This is a genomic window from Paenibacillus sp. BIC5C1 (genome assembly GCF_032399705.1).
Classification (GTDB): Bacteria; Bacillota; Bacilli; order Paenibacillales; family Paenibacillaceae; genus Paenibacillus; species Paenibacillus taichungensis_A.
Genome location: NZ_CP135922.1, coordinates 5874934 through 5893249, shown reverse-complemented (window position 1 = coordinate 5893249; position 18316 = coordinate 5874934). Strand labels below are relative to the sequence as shown.

Below are 18316 nucleotides of genomic sequence, written 5' to 3'. Positions count from 1 at the left end.
GGACTTACTTACAGAACTACATAGAAAAGATGCGGTCATCTGCCGCTTCTTATATGGACTAACTCTTATTTACCCGGTGCAGCCTGTGCTGCGTACGTAAAGCTAATTTTTTCATTAAAGTGAGTCTTGTGACTCTATATGCATTGGGGACTGCGTACAGTCTCGAAATGTGAAAAAAATTACAACTCTATATATGATCATCACTCGAATAAGTCATGACAAAATATCGACATTTCAAAGCGATCACCTACTCATTATAAACCTCGTGTCCCGGGGGTTCAATACACTGGGAAGAAAAAGGAGTTAAGGGGGAACGCGGAAACAGGCAAAGATGACTTGAGCCCCTTGACGGGGTGGAGTATAATTTAAAGAAGAGTTAACGAAAGGTTGTTCAAAAAGTACGCTTTTGATTACGAAGGGTGCCTAGCGGCATCTCAGCGTCGAATATGGGATTCAGCCGAAATGTCCGTTGCTCACGTAGTTTTGCCTACGCTCCGCTACTCCATTTCTATCTTCATCCCATCTTCTTGGTACTGAAGAGCGCCCTTTTTGAACATGATTTTATATGAAAAAGGAGAGTGACCTGGCATGATTAGCATCAGCGAAACGGCTGCAGACAGATTGAAAGAAATGCTTGCACAACAAGAGACCCCTGGTATGTTCTTGCGTCTTGGCGTAGCACCGGGCGGTTGTACCGGATTTTCGTACGCCATGGGCTTTGACGATAAAGAGTCCGATGAGGACCTCTATATGGATATTCAAGATATGAAGGTTGTTGTAGAGAAGGAAAACCTGAAATATTTGAATGGACTTGAAATTGATTTTGAAGAATCCGGCATGTCCGGCGGTTTCACCATTCACAACCCGAACGCAGTGGCAACATGCGGCTGTGGATCATCCTTCCGTACACGTGAAGAAGCGGGCGTACCGGATAAAGATTGTTAATATTTGTGACTCGTGACCTCTATAGCGGATTAGTCTTGTGCTAATCACGTTATGGAGGTCTTTTTTTGCGTGGTGGTTTGATATGACTTTGCTTGTTCATATTAAGGGGGCACCTAGGACAATTTTTTTATTGAGAAGTGAGGAAGTGAAGTTGACAAGTTATGTTGTAACTAATATAGTTACATTATGAGATTTAGCAGAACCTAGCCAAAGGAGAGATTATGATGAAGATTGGAATTATTGGCGCGACAGGCAAAGCAGGGAATTTGATTTTGAAGGAAGCGTTGGATAGAGGGCATGAAGTGACTGCGATCGTTCGTAATGCATCCAGAGTGGAAGATAAAAGTCTGAATGTACTTGAAAAAGACGTGTTCGACCTCACGGCAGAGGATGCCAAATCATTCGACGTGATCGTCAATGCATTTGGTGCACCAGCCGGTAAAGAGAATCTGCATGTGGAAGCAGGACAAGCCCTGATTAACATTCTGAAAGAGGCGCCGAAAACGCGTCTGATCGTTGTTGGTGGTGCAGGCAGTCTGTTCACAGATGAAACCCAAACCTTGCGGGTAGTAGACTCCCCTGGGTTCCCTGATGCATACAAAGCAACAGCAACCAACCAGGGTAAAAACTTGCAGGATCTGCAAGCTTCCTCAGGTATCCAATGGACGTTCCTGAGCCCGGCGGGATTCTTTAATCCAGAGGGTGTACGCACAGGCAAGTACGAGTCAGGTAAAGATCAGATTCTGGTGAACAGTGAAGGCAACAGTTACATCAGCTATGCTGACTATGCCATCGCTTTGGTCGATGAGATCGAAAACCCGCAGCATAAGAACGAACGCTTTACGGTTGTAGGCGAAGCGAAGTAATTGAATTGAGTGATGAAAAAATGGACGCCAATCATTATGATGATTAGCGTCCATTTTTTCTTTCGAAGTTGAAGCTCTAAAATCCTCGATATGCTACTGAGGTGTAACGTCTGTATTTGGATTTTCTATCAATTCTACGGACTCTGCCGACTCCATACTTTCGACACCATCTACAACCTCAACGAGTCCTACAGCCAATGTAGTGACTGCGGCAGCGGCAATTAGATTCTTTGCCCCGAGCTTTACTCTCTCCATGTCCTCGTCTTTCATGCCGACAACCACATCTTTGCCACCGTTATACACATACTTCGCTGATACCACTACGCCTTTAGCTGTATTGGAAACAGCACCTCCAATATCGGCAAGTCCCGCATCTAACGTTGTGTTGTCTTCTCTGATCACACCACTCGCCATATCGTATGTACCGCTGGCAAGTTGTCCTACCGTTTTCCCTGTGTTAATCGTAGCCTTTTCTACACCATTACCAATTTCTTTAATGAATGGACTCCCTGTAAGTTCTCCGGCCACTCGGACGGTGCCGCCCAGTACTTTTCCGGTAACTTCTCCAGCAAACTGGCCCAGTTCTTTTAAAAATCCCATATATTTTCCCACCTTTGAAATAAGGTTGCACATGTGCTGTCTGAATCTTTTATCTTAATTATACAAGTATATGAGCGATAAGACTATTTACGTTCAGATTCATCAAGCGTTCCTAATTAACATGAAACCAATCCAACAAATTCGATCTAACTGAATTGAAAACTAACCACCTAGCCTACCTCAACTCATCCATCCCCATCAACTTACTACAATCCCCAACAAAAGGCGCTACTCCCCAATGGAAGTAGCGCCTTCTCATTTTATACCCCAAATTCCCACTAACCACATTTTAGAAGTATCTCATAAGCAGCGAGCGCAGTGGAGGGCACGGAATCGATTCTGAAGAAGCGGTAGCGTTCGCCTTTATCCCCGGATTTTGGCCTATGGAATAGGACATTCAAAAAAATCTGGGGATAACAGCGATCGAAAGAACGATCCGTAACTGTAACGGCCACCTGCTGCACCCCAACACACTTCTAACCCCCCCGTGTTTAGTCGATAAATCCTTCCAACATTACAGTCGGCAAGCCGTTAGACTGCCAGGCACCTTTGCTGTAACCGCCGTTGTAACCCGGCGTTGCTTCAGGCTCCCAATAGAATACACCTTTACCTTTGCTGCTCGGCAGGTTTCGGAATTGCGTTTTCATCGCTGCGACGAAACTTTTACCGGCAGCTGGTTGGGTATTATCCATCCCGATTTCCGATACGATAATCTCTTTACCATACCGGTTGATCAGATCCTTGGCATTATTCACAGCATTGGTGACAGCTGTGTTCCAGCCGGAAGCGGAAGGATAGAGGGACATGGCAATCATGTCAAAGTTGGCACCGTTATCGATCAGACCACCGATATTCCATACATAGAGGGCGTTATCATCCCCACCTGCGAGGTGAACAATTGTTTTGGTGTTGGTGCTGATGGATTTTACGGCATTATGGCCCGTGTTCACCAGCCACGCATAATTTTTCATGTTTGTGGATGCTTTTCCATCTTCCCATAACATGCCGTTGCTTGTTTCGTTACCAATTTGTACCCAATCAGGGGTTACGCCTTTGCTCTGCATGGCCGTCATGACTTCACGCGTGTGATTCCATACAGCATCCATCAGCTGTTGGAACGTGTAGTTTTTCCAGGCCGCAGGTTTCGTCTGCTGACCCGGATCAGCCCAGGAATCACTGTAGTGCAGTGTCAGCATGACACTCATGCCTGCATTTTTGGCACGCAGAGCCAGAGCAGCAGCACGATCTTTGTTCATGTAACCGTTACCATAATCATTCGAAGGATTAACGAAGACACGAATACGAACGGAGTTGATCTGGTAATCATTTTTCAAAATATCAATAATATCACGCTGTACACCGTTTTTGTCTTTCCATTTGTAACCTTGCGCTTCCATCCCGGGCACCCAACTGATGTCGGCTCCTTTGGCGAAGCTCGGTGCTGCACTGGCATGCTGGCCTGCTGGCAGCATAATGGAGGTGAATAACAAAACAAAGACCAGAGCAATGGATGTTTTGAAACCCCTTACATTTTTGAACATTACAATATGCCTCCTCGAATATAGGTTGAATTGCAACTTAATTATATCGAGCAACGTTTACTCAGCTACAGGGTCCATTTCCAATATTATGGTTGTTTTTTCAACCTCTCCCGAAAAAAGACAAAACAAAAAGCCGTCCGAAGACGGCTTTTCTACCCGTGGCGCTTTTTGAAACCTTGATCCGTATCCCGCGCCTCCACCAGAATCAGTTATTTTGAGCTAGTGGATCGGGTAAGGGACACGTTCAACATGTGATTAGATATGTTGACGCACCTCCTTTCCTTGTGCCAAGAGTATACAACACTCTTTTCCGGAAAGCTAGTCTTTTTTTCATATATACGCAAAATTATTTTTCGGTTTGGAACATCGTGATATCCCGGTCATAATGGCTCTTTGTACCGTTATCGTTGCGGATTCTCACGCTATCTTCGCTGATCTGCTCTACGATGCCACGACCTACTTCACAATATACGCCAGCTGGATCTTCCTGCCATGCAGTTACTGTGCATTGGGATAGTGCAGCTGTGAAAAACTCTATATTTTTTTGTAACGTTCTAGGTTTGTTCGATTTCATTATATACTCCTTTAACAATAACAATTTTAGAATGTGGACAGCAACCGGACATTTTACACTGTAGATCACTTTACTCTGTCTCCTGCTCTTTGTAAAGGGATGGAAAAAGTTATCGTCATGAGGTATCATTTACATAAATTTTACATTGCGTTTACACTACGCTGACGCTTGTAGCCAATCACGAATAGTACAATTAGTTCAGAACATCTAACCAAGAATAGATATGTAACAAATTCGGAGGCCATACATGCATAGAGATGTCAAAACAGGTAACTACGTTAACCGTGATTTAAGTTGGGTAGAATTCAATCGTCGTGTGCTTCAGGAGGCGCAAGATCCAACAACACCTCTGCTGGAACGCATGAGGTTCCTTGGTATTGTCGCCAGTAATCTGGACGAGTTCGTAAGTGTAAGGGTAGCGGAGACGAAAGAGAAGATCAAGGCTGGATATACGCAAAAGGATTTTACGGGCTACACCCCTGCCGGTTTGTACCGTAGATTGATTAAACGAACGGGGACCATGGTCGCCGAGCAATATAAAACTTATCGAGAGCTGATTCGTCTTCTCGCCAAGAAAGGCGTGCATTTTCAGGAATATACAGATCTGAATATGACCCAACAGCGAGCAATGGACCAGTACTTTCACGAGATCATTTTTCCCGTTTTAACACCGATGGCTATTGATTCGAGTCGGCCATTCCCACTGGTACACAATAAGTCTGTATATCTGTCCGTGATGCTGCAGAAGGAAGAAGAGCAGGAGGGTGAGCCATTTTTGGCTATCGTTCAGGTTCCCTCTAATCTGCCGCGGGTCGTTCAGGTACCTCTGCGGGCGAATAGCAAAAAGAAAACGTTCATTCTGATTGAGGATCTCATCAAGCATCATATTCACACCTTATTCAGCGGATATGTGCCGCTGGCTGTTCAGGAATTCAGAGTGACCCGCAATGCGGATCTTTCCATTAATGAAGAAGAAGCTGAGGATTTACTTGAGGCGATCGAGAAGGAGCTGCGGCGCAGACGCCGGGGAGCACCGGTACGATTGGAAATATGCAGGGATTTCCGCCCGGATGCGTTGCTAGAATTACAGGAAGAGTTTGATATTCAAGACCCTGTGTACGAAATTGATGGACCGCTGGATTTGAGCTTTCTGGCCGGGTTTGTAGATAGTTTGGATGGCTTCTCTCATCTGAAATATAGTCCGGTGCAGCCTGTGTATCCTCTGGAGTTCCTTCCCCGGGAAAGTCACTTCGAACTGCTGCGCAAACGGGACGTGCTTGTGCATCATCCATACGAATCGTTTGAGCCGGTAACGGACTTCATTGTGGAAGCTTCGGAAGATCCGCGCGTGATGGCGATCAAAATGACGTTATATCGGGTGAATGGGGATTCCCGTCTCATCCCCGCACTGGCTCATGCAGCCGAGAGCGGTAAACAGGTGACGGTTGTTGTTGAATTAAAAGCCAGATTTGATGAAGAACGGAACATTGCATGGGCCCGCACGCTGGAGAAGGCAGGTTGTCATGTCGTATATGGATTGGTCGGATTAAAGACTCATGCCAAAATTATTCTCGTTGTACGCAGGGAACAGAGTGGTCTGAGAAGGTACGTGCATGTTGGAACAGGTAACTATAATGAAAGTACAGCCAAAGTGTACACCGATGTAGGGCTGTTTACCTCCAATCCCATCATTGGCGAAGACGCATCGGAATTGTTTAATGAGATTACCGGATATTCAGGACCCAAAGCGCTGCAGGCATTCCGCGTTGCCCCTGACGGCATGAAGGATGAGCTGTTCGCGCTCATACGTCGGGAAAGGGAGCATGCCTTCAAGGGAAGACCGTCCAGAATTATTGCCAAAATCAATTCCTTATCCCATCAGGATATCATTGATGAATTGTATCTGGCATCTCAAGCTGGGGTACAGATTGATCTGATCGTGCGCGGTGTGTGCTGCTTGCGTCCAGGGGTAGAGGGGCTTAGCGAGAATATTCGGGTGATCAGCATCGTGGACCGGTTTCTGGAACACTCCAGACTGTTTTATTTTGAAAATAGCGGGAACCCGGATGTGTATCTGTCCAGCGCAGACTGGATGACCCGTAATTTGAAGCGGAGAATAGAACTGATGTGTCCCGTGTTTGATCCAGAGCTGAAGAAGATGTTGGTCGACATATTGAATCTGTCACTCATGGATAATGTGAAGGCAAGAGAGCTCATGCCTGGCGGCAATTATGTTTTTGTACAAAATGAAAAACCCCCGCTGAGAAGTCAGACGGAGGCGATGGGCATTATTCCTTGGAAGCCTGCTGAATGGAGTGCGTTAACGTAACTCCCCAAGCTTCCTGTAAATCTTTTACGGCCTCTTCAAGGCCGCTTAGTTCCAGTAACGGCTCGGCTGTACAGATGAATTGCATCTGCAGCGAGTCGTTTTCTTTTGTTGCTTTTATGGAAGTAATACTTTCAGATCGATTAATTGCTTCAGTCACGCGCAGCAGAGAGCCCAAGCGATGTGCATGCCGTTCGTCCGAATCCTTGAGAATGTCCTTGTGCTTATGCAGCAGCTGGGGCGTTCTTTTTTTTGGATGATAATCGGCTGCAATGGCACTCAGGATGGTCTCCCGGTGAGACAGTCCGTAAATGCTTGCATTCATGATCCAATAAGCCGAGTGCTGCGGATACCGGAAGTAGTTAATCTGTTTTCCAGCCATGTGAAGCATGGAGACCGTGTACAGAATTCGGGCATCCGCTGGATCGGGAGCACTACCTTTTAGGGCAGTATACAGGGTAAGCGCATCATGATGAATCCGATTCAGGCGTTTCTCCGGAATGGGTGGACCAAAATGAATGAAGTTGCGAATGCTGTCCCGCAGCGCATCTGGCACGACTGGCTTACCTCCAGCAAGGAGATCCCTCAGCAAACCATCCCGTAATCCCGCTCCGCTCACAACATAACGATCCCCCTGGATGATTCGGAAGACCGTCCGCAATATGAGTACACCTGGAACAATAATGTCGGCACGGTCCTTGGCAAGTCCGGGTACTTTCTTGCGTTGTGTCGAGGTTAGATGTGGCAAAGAACGAGCGATATTTTCCATCTCTTCTGCACCGATTTCATAATGATGCGTAACCGGTAATGAGTATTGTGTTCTCTTCTGCTCTACTTTGGCCAGTGTACGCATGGTGCCACCAAGTCCAATGAGAGGTAGTCCGGGATGCTGTGTAACCCAATCCTCATCGCTTAATGCCTGTATAACCTCATTACATAGCGCAGTCACATTTGCCTCGGTCCACTGATCTTCCCCACCATAACGGGCATGTGAGTTAACCGCACCAATAGGCAGAGAGATGCTGTGCAGTCTTTTTCGATCACGGAATACAGTGATCTCGGTACTGCCACCGCCAATATCCACGACATAACCATCTGCCAGATCAATCGATTGAGTGACACCTAGGAAACCGTAATAGGCTTCCTGATCACCGGATACACATTCGATGGTAAGTCCCGTCTCGGCTTCCAACCAACCTATAATTTCTGGGGAATTGCCTGCATTCCGAATGGCAGCCGTAGCTGCAGCGCGAATAAGCTTGGTTTGATATGCTTCGCAAGTAGCCCTGAATTGTCGCAAAATCGTAATGGCTTTGTCCAGTGAATGTCGCAGGATGGTTCCGTCTTGTTCAACCACGTTGCTTAGACGAGCGGCATATTTGTCTTCATGAATGATGCGATAGGCGCCATCCTGGTCGAGTTCATAAATAACCAGACGAATGGAATTGGAGCCGATATCGATGATTCCTAGAATTTCGTTATGTGTCATAAGCATCTCCTTCTACAGAGGTTAATCTACCCAACTTTCAACAAGGCAGCCATGGCTTCCGGTGAACCCGGAGGCGTCGAGGAGAAGGGTGTGGTCAGCATGACCACAATGATGAAGACGATAAAGCAGGCAAACAGAATACAACTTACAGCAAAACCGCGATTGCTTTTCTTCATAAACAGTCGAATACCTGTAACGAATAGAAGTACCGTAATAGCTACCAGAACGATAGAAATTGCAAAGTAGGCTACGCCATACAGTGATTTAAAAAATGATTCCATGTCTTCTGAACGCTCCTTAGATCCTCATATTTAAGCCTCTCCAAACCATTCCTTAGTAGCATACGATAGATTGATGCGTTTGAAAAGCAAACCAGGCGCCTGTTCTGGCCTTGAACCAAGCTGATGGACTATATCCACGGAAAAGGGGCCCCAGCCTTGGACAGACATCCAAGAAAGCACGGCTTCTGTTGAGTATGTATAAGGAAGGACTATTGTTCACGAAAGGAGATCAACCCATGTCGAGACAGCTTGCAAGCAAATGGCTGAAGACAGCGGCGCTGTTAAAATATCCGGTAGCTGCAGTCCACATTCCACAGACGAAGGCGTTCAACTCGGGGAATCTGCTAAACATGCTTAGTCATTATGGAATGGTGTATATCAAACCTATTGTTGGTGGTGGAGGTTACGGTGTCATTAGAGTATCAGCAAGCGGTGGAGTCTACAGGTACACTCATATGAAAATAACTCGTTCTTTTACTCAGTTTAATCAGATGTACCGTTCCCTAATCCGTGTAAAAGCGAGACGAAGATACCTGATTCAGCAAGGCATTCATTTGGCGACCATTCAAGGCAGACCTGTCGATTACAGAGTCAAAGTCGTCAAGACGGAAAGAGGCTGGGTATTCCGTTCAATAGTGGGACGGCTCGCTCGTCCAGGACTGGTCGTGACCAATCTTAGCAAAGGAGGAACGATGCTGTCCGGTAGGAGAGCGCTCGGTCTGTCCCTACCTCATATTTCTGGAAAACATAAACGTCGCGAGATGCGTTCACTGACACTCACCTGTACGTATATTATGGAAAGACAGTTCCCGGGTGTGGGACAGCTTGGATTCGATTATGGACTTGATCATTCAGGCAAGATATGGATTTTGGAAGTGAACACCAGACCGCAATGAAAATGGTGACAAAAGCTAAAAAAATCCAAAGAAAATCCGATAGTAATATAGAAGGAAACTAGATGGAAAACGTTTGAAAATTAACAAATAAGGGTAATTTACTCGCATCAACTCTTGAAACTATGAATTTATTCTAAAAAAAATGCTCTTATAATCGTTCTGTTTGATAGGCTTCGATCCTGTGTATAAATACTGTCCACACAATCCACGTTGATCAATCAACATTTTTACCATTTATCAACAAACTATACACAGGATTTCCACATAACGTTGTGGATAACAAGAACGCTTGTTCTCTTTATAAATCTCTGATATGATAGTTTTGAGGAAAAAAAAGGAAAGGTTGTGGCGGGAAATGGCTATGTTATCCGATGAGATGTTGTTGGATTCCTACCATAAGGCGATTGAGTTGAATCTCGAACGAGATTTCATCGCACTGCTGTTGGCAGAAATCCATAAGCGCAAACTGGGTACCGACGTATCTGCCATTCTTCACTAGAGATCCTCATTGCAGGCAATGTTACAGGTTTCCGGACATGTCCCATAGATTGACAGGCCACAGTGTGCTTGTTTGACAATGGTGACAGTACATCATATGATTGCAAACGTTTTCGGCTTCGTCTGCCGTGTCAGAGGAAGTGAGAATGACGTAGGGGCTGTATGGTCCGGTGTAATCGTCCAATTTGCCGCATTCTGACAGTCCCTGAAGGCAGTGGGGACAAGCCTGCTCCGGTACAACCAGACCGTTACACAGCGGGCATATATAAGACAAGGGTATCCCTCCTGATTTTGAGTTCATTCATTCAGGAGTAAGATACCCTTTTTTGTGTCTTTTATGTTCTATATCATTCCATTAGGAATTAGCGCTTCATGTTACTGCTGTGTCCCGGGGACAACTTCGCATCTGGGTCGAAGTAAACCTTGGCATTGTTAACTGCGGTTGGCGCTTCACCGAATCCGACAGCAATCAGCTTCAGCTTGCCTGGATAAGTTGTAATATCTCCGGCAGCATAGATACCCGGAATCGAAGTTTCCATGCGGGAATCAACCACGATGGAATTGCTATCAATTTCGATGCCCCATTCTGCGATAGGTCCCAGGGAAGAGACAAAGCCGAAATTGACGATTACATCATCGACTTCAATTTCCTGTGTTTCCTTCGTTTTAACGTGAGCCAAAGTAACCTTGGTAATGCTGTCTTCACCGTGAAGTTCCGTAATTTCGGTAGGGGTAACGATGTTTACTTTGGAATTCATAAGGTTTTCGACACTGTGCTCATGCGCGCGGAATTTGTCGCGGCGATGGATCAGAGTTACTTGCTCAGCGATCGGCTCGAGCATAAGCGCCCAGTCTACAGCGGAGTCACCTCCACCGCTGATCAGTACTTTTTTGCCGGCAAAGGCGTTCAGATCACTGATGAAGTAGTGCAGATTGGTTTTTTCGAATTTGGCCGCGCCCTCGAGCTCCAGACGACGGGGCTCGAATGCACCCACACCTGCAGTGATAATTACGGCTTTGGCGTGATATTCATTCACATCGGTTTTTACGACGAAGTGACGTTCTTCTAATTTCTCTACCGATACAACCTTTTCCTCAAGACGGATGTTCGGGTTAAAATGGCTCATTTGTTCCACCAGATTATTCACCAGTTCCTGAGCGGTAACTTTCGGGAACCCGGCTACATCATAGATGAATTTTTCGGGATAGAGGGCGGCAAGTTGTCCACCAAGTTGTGGCATACTTTCAACCAGAGTAACAGATGCCTGACGCATCCCTCCGTAAAACGCGGCGAACAGACCCGCAGGGCCGCCACCAATAATAAGTAAATCGGTCATGTCATGACCGGCAGTTTGTGCAGTCAAGAATCAACAACACCTTTCTTATTTTAATAGGTAGTTAACAGAAATAATAAAGCTGGGTACGTATGGTAACCAGCGTTTGTTGCTGAACTGTCTTTTTCATTATAAACGGTGTAAACTGGGTTGCAAAGTTGGCAGTTTGATGAATCTGGGAACAATAGATGAAGATCAGGTGAGAATAGGATGAAATTGGAAATGAAAGGTTATGAAAAATAACAAAAAAAACCTTGATCTTTGCCAGAAATACAGATATCCTTGACCTGTACTATGTGTTTTTTTGTCTAATTTAGCCCCAATTTGTAATGTGAAGACAATACCCGCGTTTTGTTGAATCTTGTGTATAATTTCACAATTTTAATCGATAACTTGCATGCAAAAAGTTCAAATAAATTCGCGAAGTTAACATTTGTCGTCATAATGGATAAGACCTCATCAATATGGGTAAGTAAGAGACTTTTTACAACAAACAATCGAAGGCTGATGCGAGCGAAACCGGAAGGGGTATAGACATGAGCAGTATTCCCAAAATCGTCATCCTCGGCGCGGGCTATGGCGGGATTCTGACAGCCCAGCGGCTGCAGAAGGAATTGAACTATAACGAGGCCGATGTCACATTGGTGAACAGGCATGATTATCATTATATCACTACACATCTACATATGCCGGCAGCCGGCACAGATACCATTGAACATGCAAGGGTCCCGATTTCGAAGCTGATTGACGAGTTCAAGATAGATCTAGTCAAATCTTCGGTAAAAGAGATCCGCCTGCAGGATCGGAAGATTATTCTGGAGGATGGCACGTTATCTTATGATTATCTGATTATTGGATTGGGTGGGGAACCGGAAACCTTTGGTATTCCAGGCATGCTCGATCATGCCATGACAATTCGCAGCATTAACTCGGTCAGAATGATTCGCGAGCATATCGAATATCAGTTTGCCATGTACAAAAACGATAATAAACGTAACCGTATTCGTTTTGTTGTGGGTGGGGCTGGCTTCAGTGGTGTCGAATTCGTGGCTGAACTTGCAGATCGCATTCCTCAGCTTTGCAAGGAATTCGACGTGAATCCCAAAAATGTGCACATCTATAATGTGGAAGCAGCGCCTTCAGCTCTGCCGGGCTTTGATCCGGAACTGGTTGAGCATGCAATGAACGTGCTCAAGAAAAAAGGTGTTACTTTTAAAATAGGTGTTCCAATCAAGCAATGTCTGCCAGACGGAGTCATTGTTGGTGAGGGAGAAAAACTCGATGCAGCAACGGTCGTATGGACCGGCGGTATTCGTGGGAATGCTCTGCTTGAGCAGGCAGGCCTTGAAGTGATGCGCGGACGGGTGAAGGTCGATGAATTCCTTCGTGCCCCGGGGCATGAGCACGTCTATGTCATCGGTGACAATTCACTGGTGTTTAACAATGAAGGGCGTCCATATCCACCAACAGCTCAGATCGCGATGCAGCAAGGTGTTAACTGTGCCAAAAACGTTGTCGCTGCCATCCGTAAAAAGCAGCCGCAGCCTTTTGTGTTTACTAGTAAAGGTACAGTTGCGTCACTAGGGAAAGGTGAAGCTATCGCCGTCGTAGGCGGTAAGAAATACAAGGGATGGAAGGCGGCTCAGCTGAAAAAGCTGGTGGATCTCCGGTACTTGTTTATCATCGGTGGTATTCCCTTGGTACTGAAGAAAGGGCGGTTTTTTGGATGAGACATTGCAGTGTTCAGGTCAGAGGACTACTCACACGCGAAGAACTGGATCGTTACAATGCCCTGATGCAGGTTGGCGGTTATCTGGAGGAACAAGATCAGTATGATCTGGCTTATATCGTTCAGAAGGAAGTGGATATTCTCATTTTGCCTGCCATTGAGCGGCTTAAGGAGAAGGGACGTGACCGTGACCGGGCAACAGCTGAGTTTTTGGAATCTCTGAAAGCGGTTGATGAAGAGGAACAGGATTAGCATTCACGTTATCCAAAGGAACCTGAGTCATCCATATTGAACATTTCATATTCATTCAAAAAAGTAAAAGCACCGCTGACCTCTTCTTAATGGAGGAGTTGCGGTGCTTTTGTGATTTATCCGATTTATAGCTTGAGCATCTCTTCCAATGTTCCTTCGTTCAGCAGACTTCCTACATAGAAAGAGCCGAATTCGCCATAACGGGCACTGACTTCGTCAAAGCGCATCTCGTAAACGAGCTTCTTGAACTGAAGTGCATCATCCGCAAACAACGTAACGCCCCATTCCCAGTCGTCGAAACCGACGGAACCGGTAATGATTTGTTTCACTTTGCCAGCGTAACTGCGGCCAATCATGCCGTGGCTGCGCATCATCGTACGACGCTCGTCCATCGACAGCATGTACCAGTTGTCGTTCAGCTCGCGTTTTTTGTTCATCGGGTAGAAGCAGATGTATTGACGCTGTGGCAGAACCGGTTTGAGACGAGCAATGATTTCAGGGTTCTGCATAGGGTCTTCGCCCTCTTTGCCAAGATAATTGCTCAGTTCCACTACACTGACATAAGAATAGGATTTGGTAGTGTATTGGGCAAACATCGTTTTGTTGAACGCGTTCTCAACGGCTTTCAGATCTTCCAACGTTTCACGCAAGTGCATCATGACAAGGTCAGCCTTCTGTCCCACAACGGTATATACGACAGTGCTTCCTTTGGATGAATCCTCTACAGCTTTCCATTCCTTCCAGAATGCCTGAAGCTCGTCCAGTGCTACGGCGCGTTCCTCATCATCGGCTGCTTTCCAGGCGGCCCAGTTAATCGAGCGGAAGTCATGCAGGGCGTACCAGCCCTCCAGTGTTGATGCGGCTTCGTTCATTGCATTGATTCCTCCTGCAGGTTATATTTCCAAATCCCGGTAAGGGACGGTTGAGTACTTTATCGTCTTCATTGTATCCCAACAGGAAGCAGAAGGGCAAATGAAGAGAAGGTGAATATAGGGAAAATTGTCCAGAAAGTTCGTTGCTTCGCCACATTTTTTGCGGTACACTATCTACTATCGTAGTAAGAGTAACCGAGTCAGTGAAAGAAGAGGTGAACGTCACCCGATGCAGTTTATACCTGTGCTGGTATTGATGGTGTTATTTTTCGTTATGATGTTTGGTATCGGTTTCATTCTGAATATGCTGATGAAGACAACCTGGTTTCCTTCCTATCTGTTCATAATTGTCATTTTGCCTGTCGTCGTGTATTCCTTATGGGATCATACGGCATCGCTGATGTCGCATTTGGGTTCTTTCCATATTGTAGACTATATGACGGGTGTAGCTGGACTTGCTGGAGCGGTCATCAGTGGCTGGGCCATTCGCAAACTTCGTCTGGGTGGGTACAAAATGTTTTAATCGGCTAGCCAAATGGCAGCAAACGCTGGACTGCATTTTCCGTAAAGGTCTTGCCTTTGTCGTAAACGCTTACGAGTGCAAAGGGAAGGCTTTTTGGCATGCAGTCAAAAAAAATGTGCATGATTATTTGGACATGTCTCATATATATATGGATAACATTTCTCTATATGTTCACTTGTTTTCTAAGGCAGTAGCTTTTATAGTAATCTAGCAACTCTGCGAAAACGTGAATGCTGTCGACCTAGGACGAAACGGAGCGAGAACAGGTCCGTTTTTTACCTGTTTTTGAGCATTTGAGGATCGGACATTTATGATAGAATAGATAAACATACTTTTGGGGAGAAGGAGATCAAGCTATGCGCATGAAGAATTTGCACCATTATACTGAACATCATCGCTACTGCGTATACAGGGAGTTTGGACTTAGTGCCCTGGATGACCGCATGCTCACCGGAGCGTATCAGCCAATGGTAGGTGCCTTTGCGATAGGCTTGTATCGACTGCTGTTTCAGCATCTTCCCGGTGAACAGGTCGGTTACTCGCCGCTTGAACAGCAACGGAGGTTGTTCATGACGTTGGGACTCGAGCCCAGCGAGAAAGGGCGCAAGTATTTGGTGGAGCAGGCATCCAAACTTGAAGCCGTTGGTTTGCTTCAGACTTCACGGCTGTATATTCCGGAAAATGACGACTACATTTATGAATATGAGCTGCAACCTCCGCTCTCTCCGGCAGAATTTTTCCGTACACAGCATTTGACACTGCTGCTTCGTGACAAAATCGGCAAGTTCGCCGTACTTTCACTACGTTCCGGTTTTTCGGCGATAGAGAGCGGTGAAGCGCCTTACCCAGCAGCGAATAAAGAAAATATTTCCGTTCCTTTTTACGATATATTTGAATTGAATACGCATGTCATTGATTATGAACTGGAGCAGGCGTTGTCGGAAGTGTCGACTTCGGCTCAGCGCAGCGGGATAAGTGGTGCGGCCGAAGAGAACAGCTTGAATTATGCCGACATTATATTGCGTTTTCCGCGTGAGTCGGTTAATCGCCGTCATGTGGAGCAATTGCGGTTCGATCACGAACAGCTTGGCATTGTGAATTATGTGGTAAACAAGTTCAATCTCAGCGTACAGGATGTATGTCGTTTGCTGGATGAAGATGATATCTTTAATCCACAGGGGCAGCTCGTGCTGGATGACCTTCAACACAAGGCGAGCCTGCAGTTCAGACAGACCAAGAAGCGACATGAACAGCAGACGGTACAGGCAGCCAAGGTTGTTGCCCTCAGACAGCATATGGAGGAGCCGGAGCGGAAAGAGGATTCTGGTGAACCGCCTGTCGAACATGTGGTTCAGATGGAATACTACGTCGAAGTGCCTCCGCAATTTTCGACCAAGTGTGATATTCATCAGTACAACATGATGCTGCGTAATGAGCCCTACACACGATTGCTTCAGACGTTCTTCCCTGGAGCCGTACCGGACAACCTGGTGGACATTTTTGAGAAGATCGACCTCAGCTACAAGTTGCCTGGTGAAGTAATCAATGTGCTGATTCATTATTTGATGGCATTGCTTGTATCCGGTGGTGAGCAAAGAATTAACCGTAACTTTGTTGAGGCTATTGCCTCTAACATGCTGCTCAAGCAGGTGAATTCCTATGAGAAGGCGGTACAATACATTCGAGACCAAGCCAAGGTCAAAGGCAAACAGGCTGCTGGTGCAGCTGGAACCCGTTCCCGTACATACGGCAAAGGAACCAAAGCCAAACCCGAAATTCCGATTGTACAAGACATAGGTGCTGACGGCGATGCCGTATCCGAAGAAGAGTTCGAAGAGATGATGAGGTTTGCCCAGCAGATGCAGGCAAGTAAACAAAAGGGAACTTCATAATTCTTATAATAATGACCAAAAGGCGAGTCACCTAAATTAAAGGAGACTCGCCTTTTATTCTTACAAGGAAAAGAGGAGGGCCCCGATGGCAAAATGGGATAACATGCTGTCCATGCTTTGGATGCTGCGATCCGGAAGAAAGCTTACCGCCGCTCAGATCGCGGACAGTTTGGAGATTAGCGTCCGCACCGTGTATCGATATATCGACGCATTATGCGCCAGTGGCGTGCCGGTCGTAGCGGAATCGGGCCATGATGGCGGTATTCGTATTCTGGAGAGTTTTAAGGAAACGCCATTGTTCTTCAACGCTCTAGAGTTGAAGGCACTTGTGGATGCGTTTAAATTTGCCCAAGGTGCTGGTTATCCGTATGTGCAGGAGCTGGAGTATGCGTTGAAGAAGGTGGAGAACGGACTGCACGAGGAGCAGCGCCACGATCTGTCTCGCCAGCAGAGCAGCTTGGACGTCGTTTCTTCAACGCGTGCACCTTCTGTTGTTCCGTTGTTGCGGGACTTGGAACAAGCGACGAAAGACGGGCGAACGGTCCGTATGGTCTATCGCAAAGCGAATGCCGAGCAGGCTGACGAACGTGAAGTCGATCCATATGGGCTAGCGTATGACCGAAATGAATGGTACGTTGTCGCGTTCTGCCATCGGTCGCAGGCGATGCGGACGTTTCGCGTCGAACGAATTGAACAGCTGGAGTCAACCGAAGCGAGGTTTGACAAGCCGGAGTCTTTCTCTGCGTCCGCGTTTTTCTGTGAGCAGTCCAACCAGAGACGGGAGGCAGATGGACCGTTAACGGTTATCCGTATTGAGGGACAGCCTGACACGCTTAATGCGGTCTGCAACCACTGGCATCTGCGCCACTATTTGACGGAACGAACCGACCGGGAGGCGCGGTTTCTGATCGATGCTCCGACGATGAACAAATACCTACCGACATATCTCCTAACGTTCGGCACGGCCATTCGCATCCACGAACCACTGGAGTTGAAGCGGCGGATTCAGGAGAAGGCATACGGTATCGCCAAACATTATGAAAACGATCCGAATTGAAGTTTGCTGACAACATTTGTCAGCGATCTTGGTATATGATAAAGACACATCTGCGGCAGCCAAACCATGTGAAGAAGGGAAAGGTGAATTTATCGATGCTTCAACAACCATACCGACTGTATGATTATCATGTTTGGGCAAATGATCGATTGTTTGCACACCTGGAGCAACTCCCGAATGAAGTATTCCATGCGGAAGTGACGAGCGTGTTCCCATCCGTATCACAAACATGTGCACACATGTACTTGTTTGAACAGCTTTATATGCTCGTGCTCGCGGAAGTTCCGAACAAGGAGATATTTCCGAAAATCTTGGGCTGGACAGCGGAAGCACAGGGCAAAACCGTGAATGAGATGCGTGAGCTGTTTGGCAGCGTTGCCGAACGTTTCCGAGATTTACTGCGGCATACGCCTGACCCGGACAAAAAAATGACAATCGAGCATCCGAAATACGGTAAAATGGAAACACATTTTTCCGACATTCTACAGCATGTTGTCAACCACGGGACGTATCACCGGGGCAATGTGAGCGCGATGTTGAGACAGCAAGGTTATACCGGTGTGCCAACCGATTATATATTTTATTTGTTGGAACAGCAGAAGGTTCAAGGGTAGTGCCAAACATAAATTAGGCCCTTTCGA

19 protein-coding genes are annotated in these 18316 nt (G+C 46.4%); 11 read left to right on the top strand and 8 right to left on the bottom strand.

All coding sequences use genetic code 11. The annotated features are described in order from the left end of the window. The first annotated feature begins 588 nt into the window (after positions 1-588). Positions 589-945 (top strand): HesB/IscA family protein, encoded by a 357-nt coding sequence (locus RS891_RS26345; protein WP_113055998.1) that lies wholly within the window; start codon positions 589-591, stop codon positions 943-945. A gap of 224 nt (positions 946-1169) precedes the next feature. Beyond that, positions 1170-1811 carry an NAD(P)-dependent oxidoreductase gene (locus RS891_RS26340; protein ID WP_315796452.1) on the top strand — a complete coding sequence of 214 codons (642 nt, stop codon included), beginning with the start codon at positions 1170-1172 and terminating at the stop codon, positions 1809-1811. Positions 1812-1904: 93 nt separating this feature from the next. Here the strand turns inward: RS891_RS26340 and RS891_RS26335 are convergent, their stop codons facing one another. From RS891_RS26335 to RS891_RS26325, 3 genes are all read right to left on the bottom strand, one after another. Further along, complete coding sequence (locus tag RS891_RS26335; RefSeq protein WP_315793621.1) at positions 1905-2411, bottom strand: hypothetical protein; 507 nt, start codon at positions 2409-2411, stop codon at positions 1905-1907. A 491-nt stretch (positions 2412-2902) separates the two neighbouring features. Continuing rightward, complete coding sequence (locus RS891_RS26330; protein WP_236703614.1) at positions 2903-3883, bottom strand: glycoside hydrolase family 53 protein; 981 nt, start codon at positions 3881-3883, stop codon at positions 2903-2905. Between the two features lie 415 nt (positions 3884-4298). Then, the gene (locus RS891_RS26325) at positions 4299-4526 is read right to left on the bottom strand and encodes a hypothetical protein (RefSeq protein WP_072735535.1); all 228 of its coding nucleotides are present in this window, start codon (positions 4524-4526) and stop codon (positions 4299-4301) included. 247 nt (positions 4527-4773) lie between these two features. Here RS891_RS26325 and ppk1 point away from each other — a divergent pair, with 247 nt between their 5' ends. Then, complete coding sequence (gene ppk1, locus RS891_RS26320) at positions 4774-6855, top strand: polyphosphate kinase 1 (RefSeq protein ID WP_315793620.1); 2082 nt, start codon at positions 4774-4776, stop codon at positions 6853-6855. On the opposite strand, the gene RS891_RS26315 is transcribed toward ppk1, so the two are convergent. Next, positions 6815-8341 (bottom strand): Ppx/GppA phosphatase family protein, encoded by a 1527-nt coding sequence (locus tag RS891_RS26315; protein WP_315793619.1) that lies wholly within the window; start codon positions 8339-8341, stop codon positions 6815-6817. The two genes, ppk1 and RS891_RS26315, sit on opposite strands and share 41 nt — an antisense overlap. 26 nt (positions 8342-8367) lie before the next feature. Further along, complete coding sequence (locus RS891_RS26310) at positions 8368-8622, bottom strand: hypothetical protein (RefSeq protein WP_063566109.1); 255 nt, start codon at positions 8620-8622, stop codon at positions 8368-8370. Between the two features lie 236 nt (positions 8623-8858). Here RS891_RS26310 and RS891_RS26305 point away from each other — a divergent pair, with 236 nt between their 5' ends. Beyond that, entirely contained in the window at positions 8859-9518 is a 660-nt protein-coding gene (locus tag RS891_RS26305; protein ID WP_315793618.1) for a YheC/YheD family protein, read from the top strand. 355 nt (positions 9519-9873) lie between these two features. After that, positions 9874-10017: a sporulation histidine kinase inhibitor Sda gene (locus RS891_RS26300; protein ID WP_017692430.1), complete on the top strand. Its 144-nt coding sequence runs from the start codon at positions 9874-9876 to the stop codon at positions 10015-10017. Positions 10018-10038: 21 nt separating this feature from the next. Here the strand turns inward: RS891_RS26300 and RS891_RS26295 are convergent, their stop codons facing one another. Then, on the bottom strand, positions 10039-10290 hold the full coding sequence (locus RS891_RS26295; protein ID WP_146752171.1) for a hypothetical protein: 252 nt from the start codon (positions 10288-10290) through the stop codon (positions 10039-10041). Between the two features lie 88 nt (positions 10291-10378). Then, the gene (locus RS891_RS26290) at positions 10379-11353 is read right to left on the bottom strand and encodes an NAD(P)/FAD-dependent oxidoreductase (RefSeq protein WP_211754064.1); all 975 of its coding nucleotides are present in this window, start codon (positions 11351-11353) and stop codon (positions 10379-10381) included. A gap of 533 nt (positions 11354-11886) precedes the next feature. Between RS891_RS26290 and RS891_RS26285 the strand changes: the two genes are divergently transcribed. Further along, positions 11887-13080 carry an NAD(P)/FAD-dependent oxidoreductase gene (locus RS891_RS26285; protein ID WP_024632649.1) on the top strand — a complete coding sequence of 398 codons (1194 nt, stop codon included), beginning with the start codon at positions 11887-11889 and terminating at the stop codon, positions 13078-13080. Next, positions 13077-13331 carry a hypothetical protein gene (locus RS891_RS26280; protein ID WP_064635718.1) on the top strand — a complete coding sequence of 85 codons (255 nt, stop codon included), beginning with the start codon at positions 13077-13079 and terminating at the stop codon, positions 13329-13331. The genes RS891_RS26285 and RS891_RS26280 overlap by 4 nt, the downstream gene beginning before the upstream one ends. Positions 13332-13456: 125 nt before the next feature. On the opposite strand, the gene hemQ is transcribed toward RS891_RS26280, so the two are convergent. After that, positions 13457-14203, bottom strand: a complete 747-nt coding sequence (gene hemQ, locus RS891_RS26275) for a hydrogen peroxide-dependent heme synthase (protein WP_063566107.1) — start codon at positions 14201-14203, stop codon at positions 13457-13459. Positions 14204-14432: 229 nt separating this feature from the next. Here hemQ and RS891_RS26270 point away from each other — a divergent pair, with 229 nt between their 5' ends. The 4 genes from RS891_RS26270 (at position 14433) to RS891_RS26255 (ending at position 18289) form a co-directional block, all read left to right on the top strand. Next, positions 14433-14726, top strand: coding sequence for a YuiB family protein (locus tag RS891_RS26270; RefSeq protein ID WP_053783239.1), 294 nt, complete (start codon positions 14433-14435; stop codon positions 14724-14726). Between the two features lie 356 nt (positions 14727-15082). Then, positions 15083-16618: a replication initiation and membrane attachment family protein gene (locus RS891_RS26265; RefSeq protein WP_315793617.1), complete on the top strand. Its 1536-nt coding sequence runs from the start codon at positions 15083-15085 to the stop codon at positions 16616-16618. Positions 16619-16703: 85 nt separating this feature from the next. After that, entirely contained in the window at positions 16704-17675 is a 972-nt protein-coding gene (locus tag RS891_RS26260; protein WP_113055991.1) for a helix-turn-helix transcriptional regulator, read from the top strand. 95 nt (positions 17676-17770) lie between these two features. Further along, positions 17771-18289 carry a DinB family protein gene (locus tag RS891_RS26255; RefSeq protein WP_315793616.1) on the top strand — a complete coding sequence of 173 codons (519 nt, stop codon included), beginning with the start codon at positions 17771-17773 and terminating at the stop codon, positions 18287-18289. The last annotated feature ends 27 nt before the right edge of the window (positions 18290-18316 follow it).

Bases quoted from the DNA above. Each gene is read 5' to 3' on its own strand.
- RS891_RS26255 (WP_315793616.1), top strand. From the start codon at position 17,771: ATGCTTCAACAACCATACCGACTGTATGATTATCATGTTTGGGCAAAT.
- RS891_RS26330 (WP_236703614.1), bottom strand. From the start codon at position 3,883: ATGCTGCCAGCAGGCCAGCATGCCAGTGCAGCACCGAGCTTCGCCAAA.
- ppk1 (WP_315793620.1), top strand. From the start codon at position 4,774: ATGCATAGAGATGTCAAAACAGGTAACTACGTTAACCGTGATTTAAGT.
- RS891_RS26315 (WP_315793619.1), bottom strand. From the start codon at position 8,341: ATGACACATAACGAAATTCTAGGAATCATCGATATCGGCTCCAATTCC.
- RS891_RS26285 (WP_024632649.1), top strand. From the start codon at position 11,887: ATGAGCAGTATTCCCAAAATCGTCATCCTCGGCGCGGGCTATGGCGGG.
- hemQ (WP_063566107.1), bottom strand. From the start codon at position 14,203: ATGAACGAAGCCGCATCAACACTGGAGGGCTGGTACGCCCTGCATGAC.
- RS891_RS26325 (WP_072735535.1), bottom strand. From the start codon at position 4,526: ATGAAATCGAACAAACCTAGAACGTTACAAAAAAATATAGAGTTTTTC.
- RS891_RS26310 (WP_063566109.1), bottom strand. From the start codon at position 8,622: ATGGAATCATTTTTTAAATCACTGTATGGCGTAGCCTACTTTGCAATT.
- RS891_RS26335 (WP_315793621.1), bottom strand. From the start codon at position 2,411: ATGGGATTTTTAAAAGAACTGGGCCAGTTTGCTGGAGAAGTTACCGGA.
- RS891_RS26260 (WP_113055991.1), top strand. From the start codon at position 16,704: ATGGCAAAATGGGATAACATGCTGTCCATGCTTTGGATGCTGCGATCC.
- RS891_RS26345 (WP_113055998.1), top strand. From the start codon at position 589: ATGATTAGCATCAGCGAAACGGCTGCAGACAGATTGAAAGAAATGCTT.
- RS891_RS26305 (WP_315793618.1), top strand. From the start codon at position 8,859: ATGTCGAGACAGCTTGCAAGCAAATGGCTGAAGACAGCGGCGCTGTTA.
- RS891_RS26290 (WP_211754064.1), bottom strand. From the start codon at position 11,353: ATGACCGATTTACTTATTATTGGTGGCGGCCCTGCGGGTCTGTTCGCC.
- RS891_RS26280 (WP_064635718.1), top strand. From the start codon at position 13,077: ATGAGACATTGCAGTGTTCAGGTCAGAGGACTACTCACACGCGAAGAA.
- RS891_RS26265 (WP_315793617.1), top strand. From the start codon at position 15,083: ATGCGCATGAAGAATTTGCACCATTATACTGAACATCATCGCTACTGC.
- RS891_RS26300 (WP_017692430.1), top strand. From the start codon at position 9,874: ATGGCTATGTTATCCGATGAGATGTTGTTGGATTCCTACCATAAGGCG.
- RS891_RS26340 (WP_315796452.1), top strand. From the start codon at position 1,170: ATGAAGATTGGAATTATTGGCGCGACAGGCAAAGCAGGGAATTTGATT.
- RS891_RS26270 (WP_053783239.1), top strand. From the start codon at position 14,433: ATGCAGTTTATACCTGTGCTGGTATTGATGGTGTTATTTTTCGTTATG.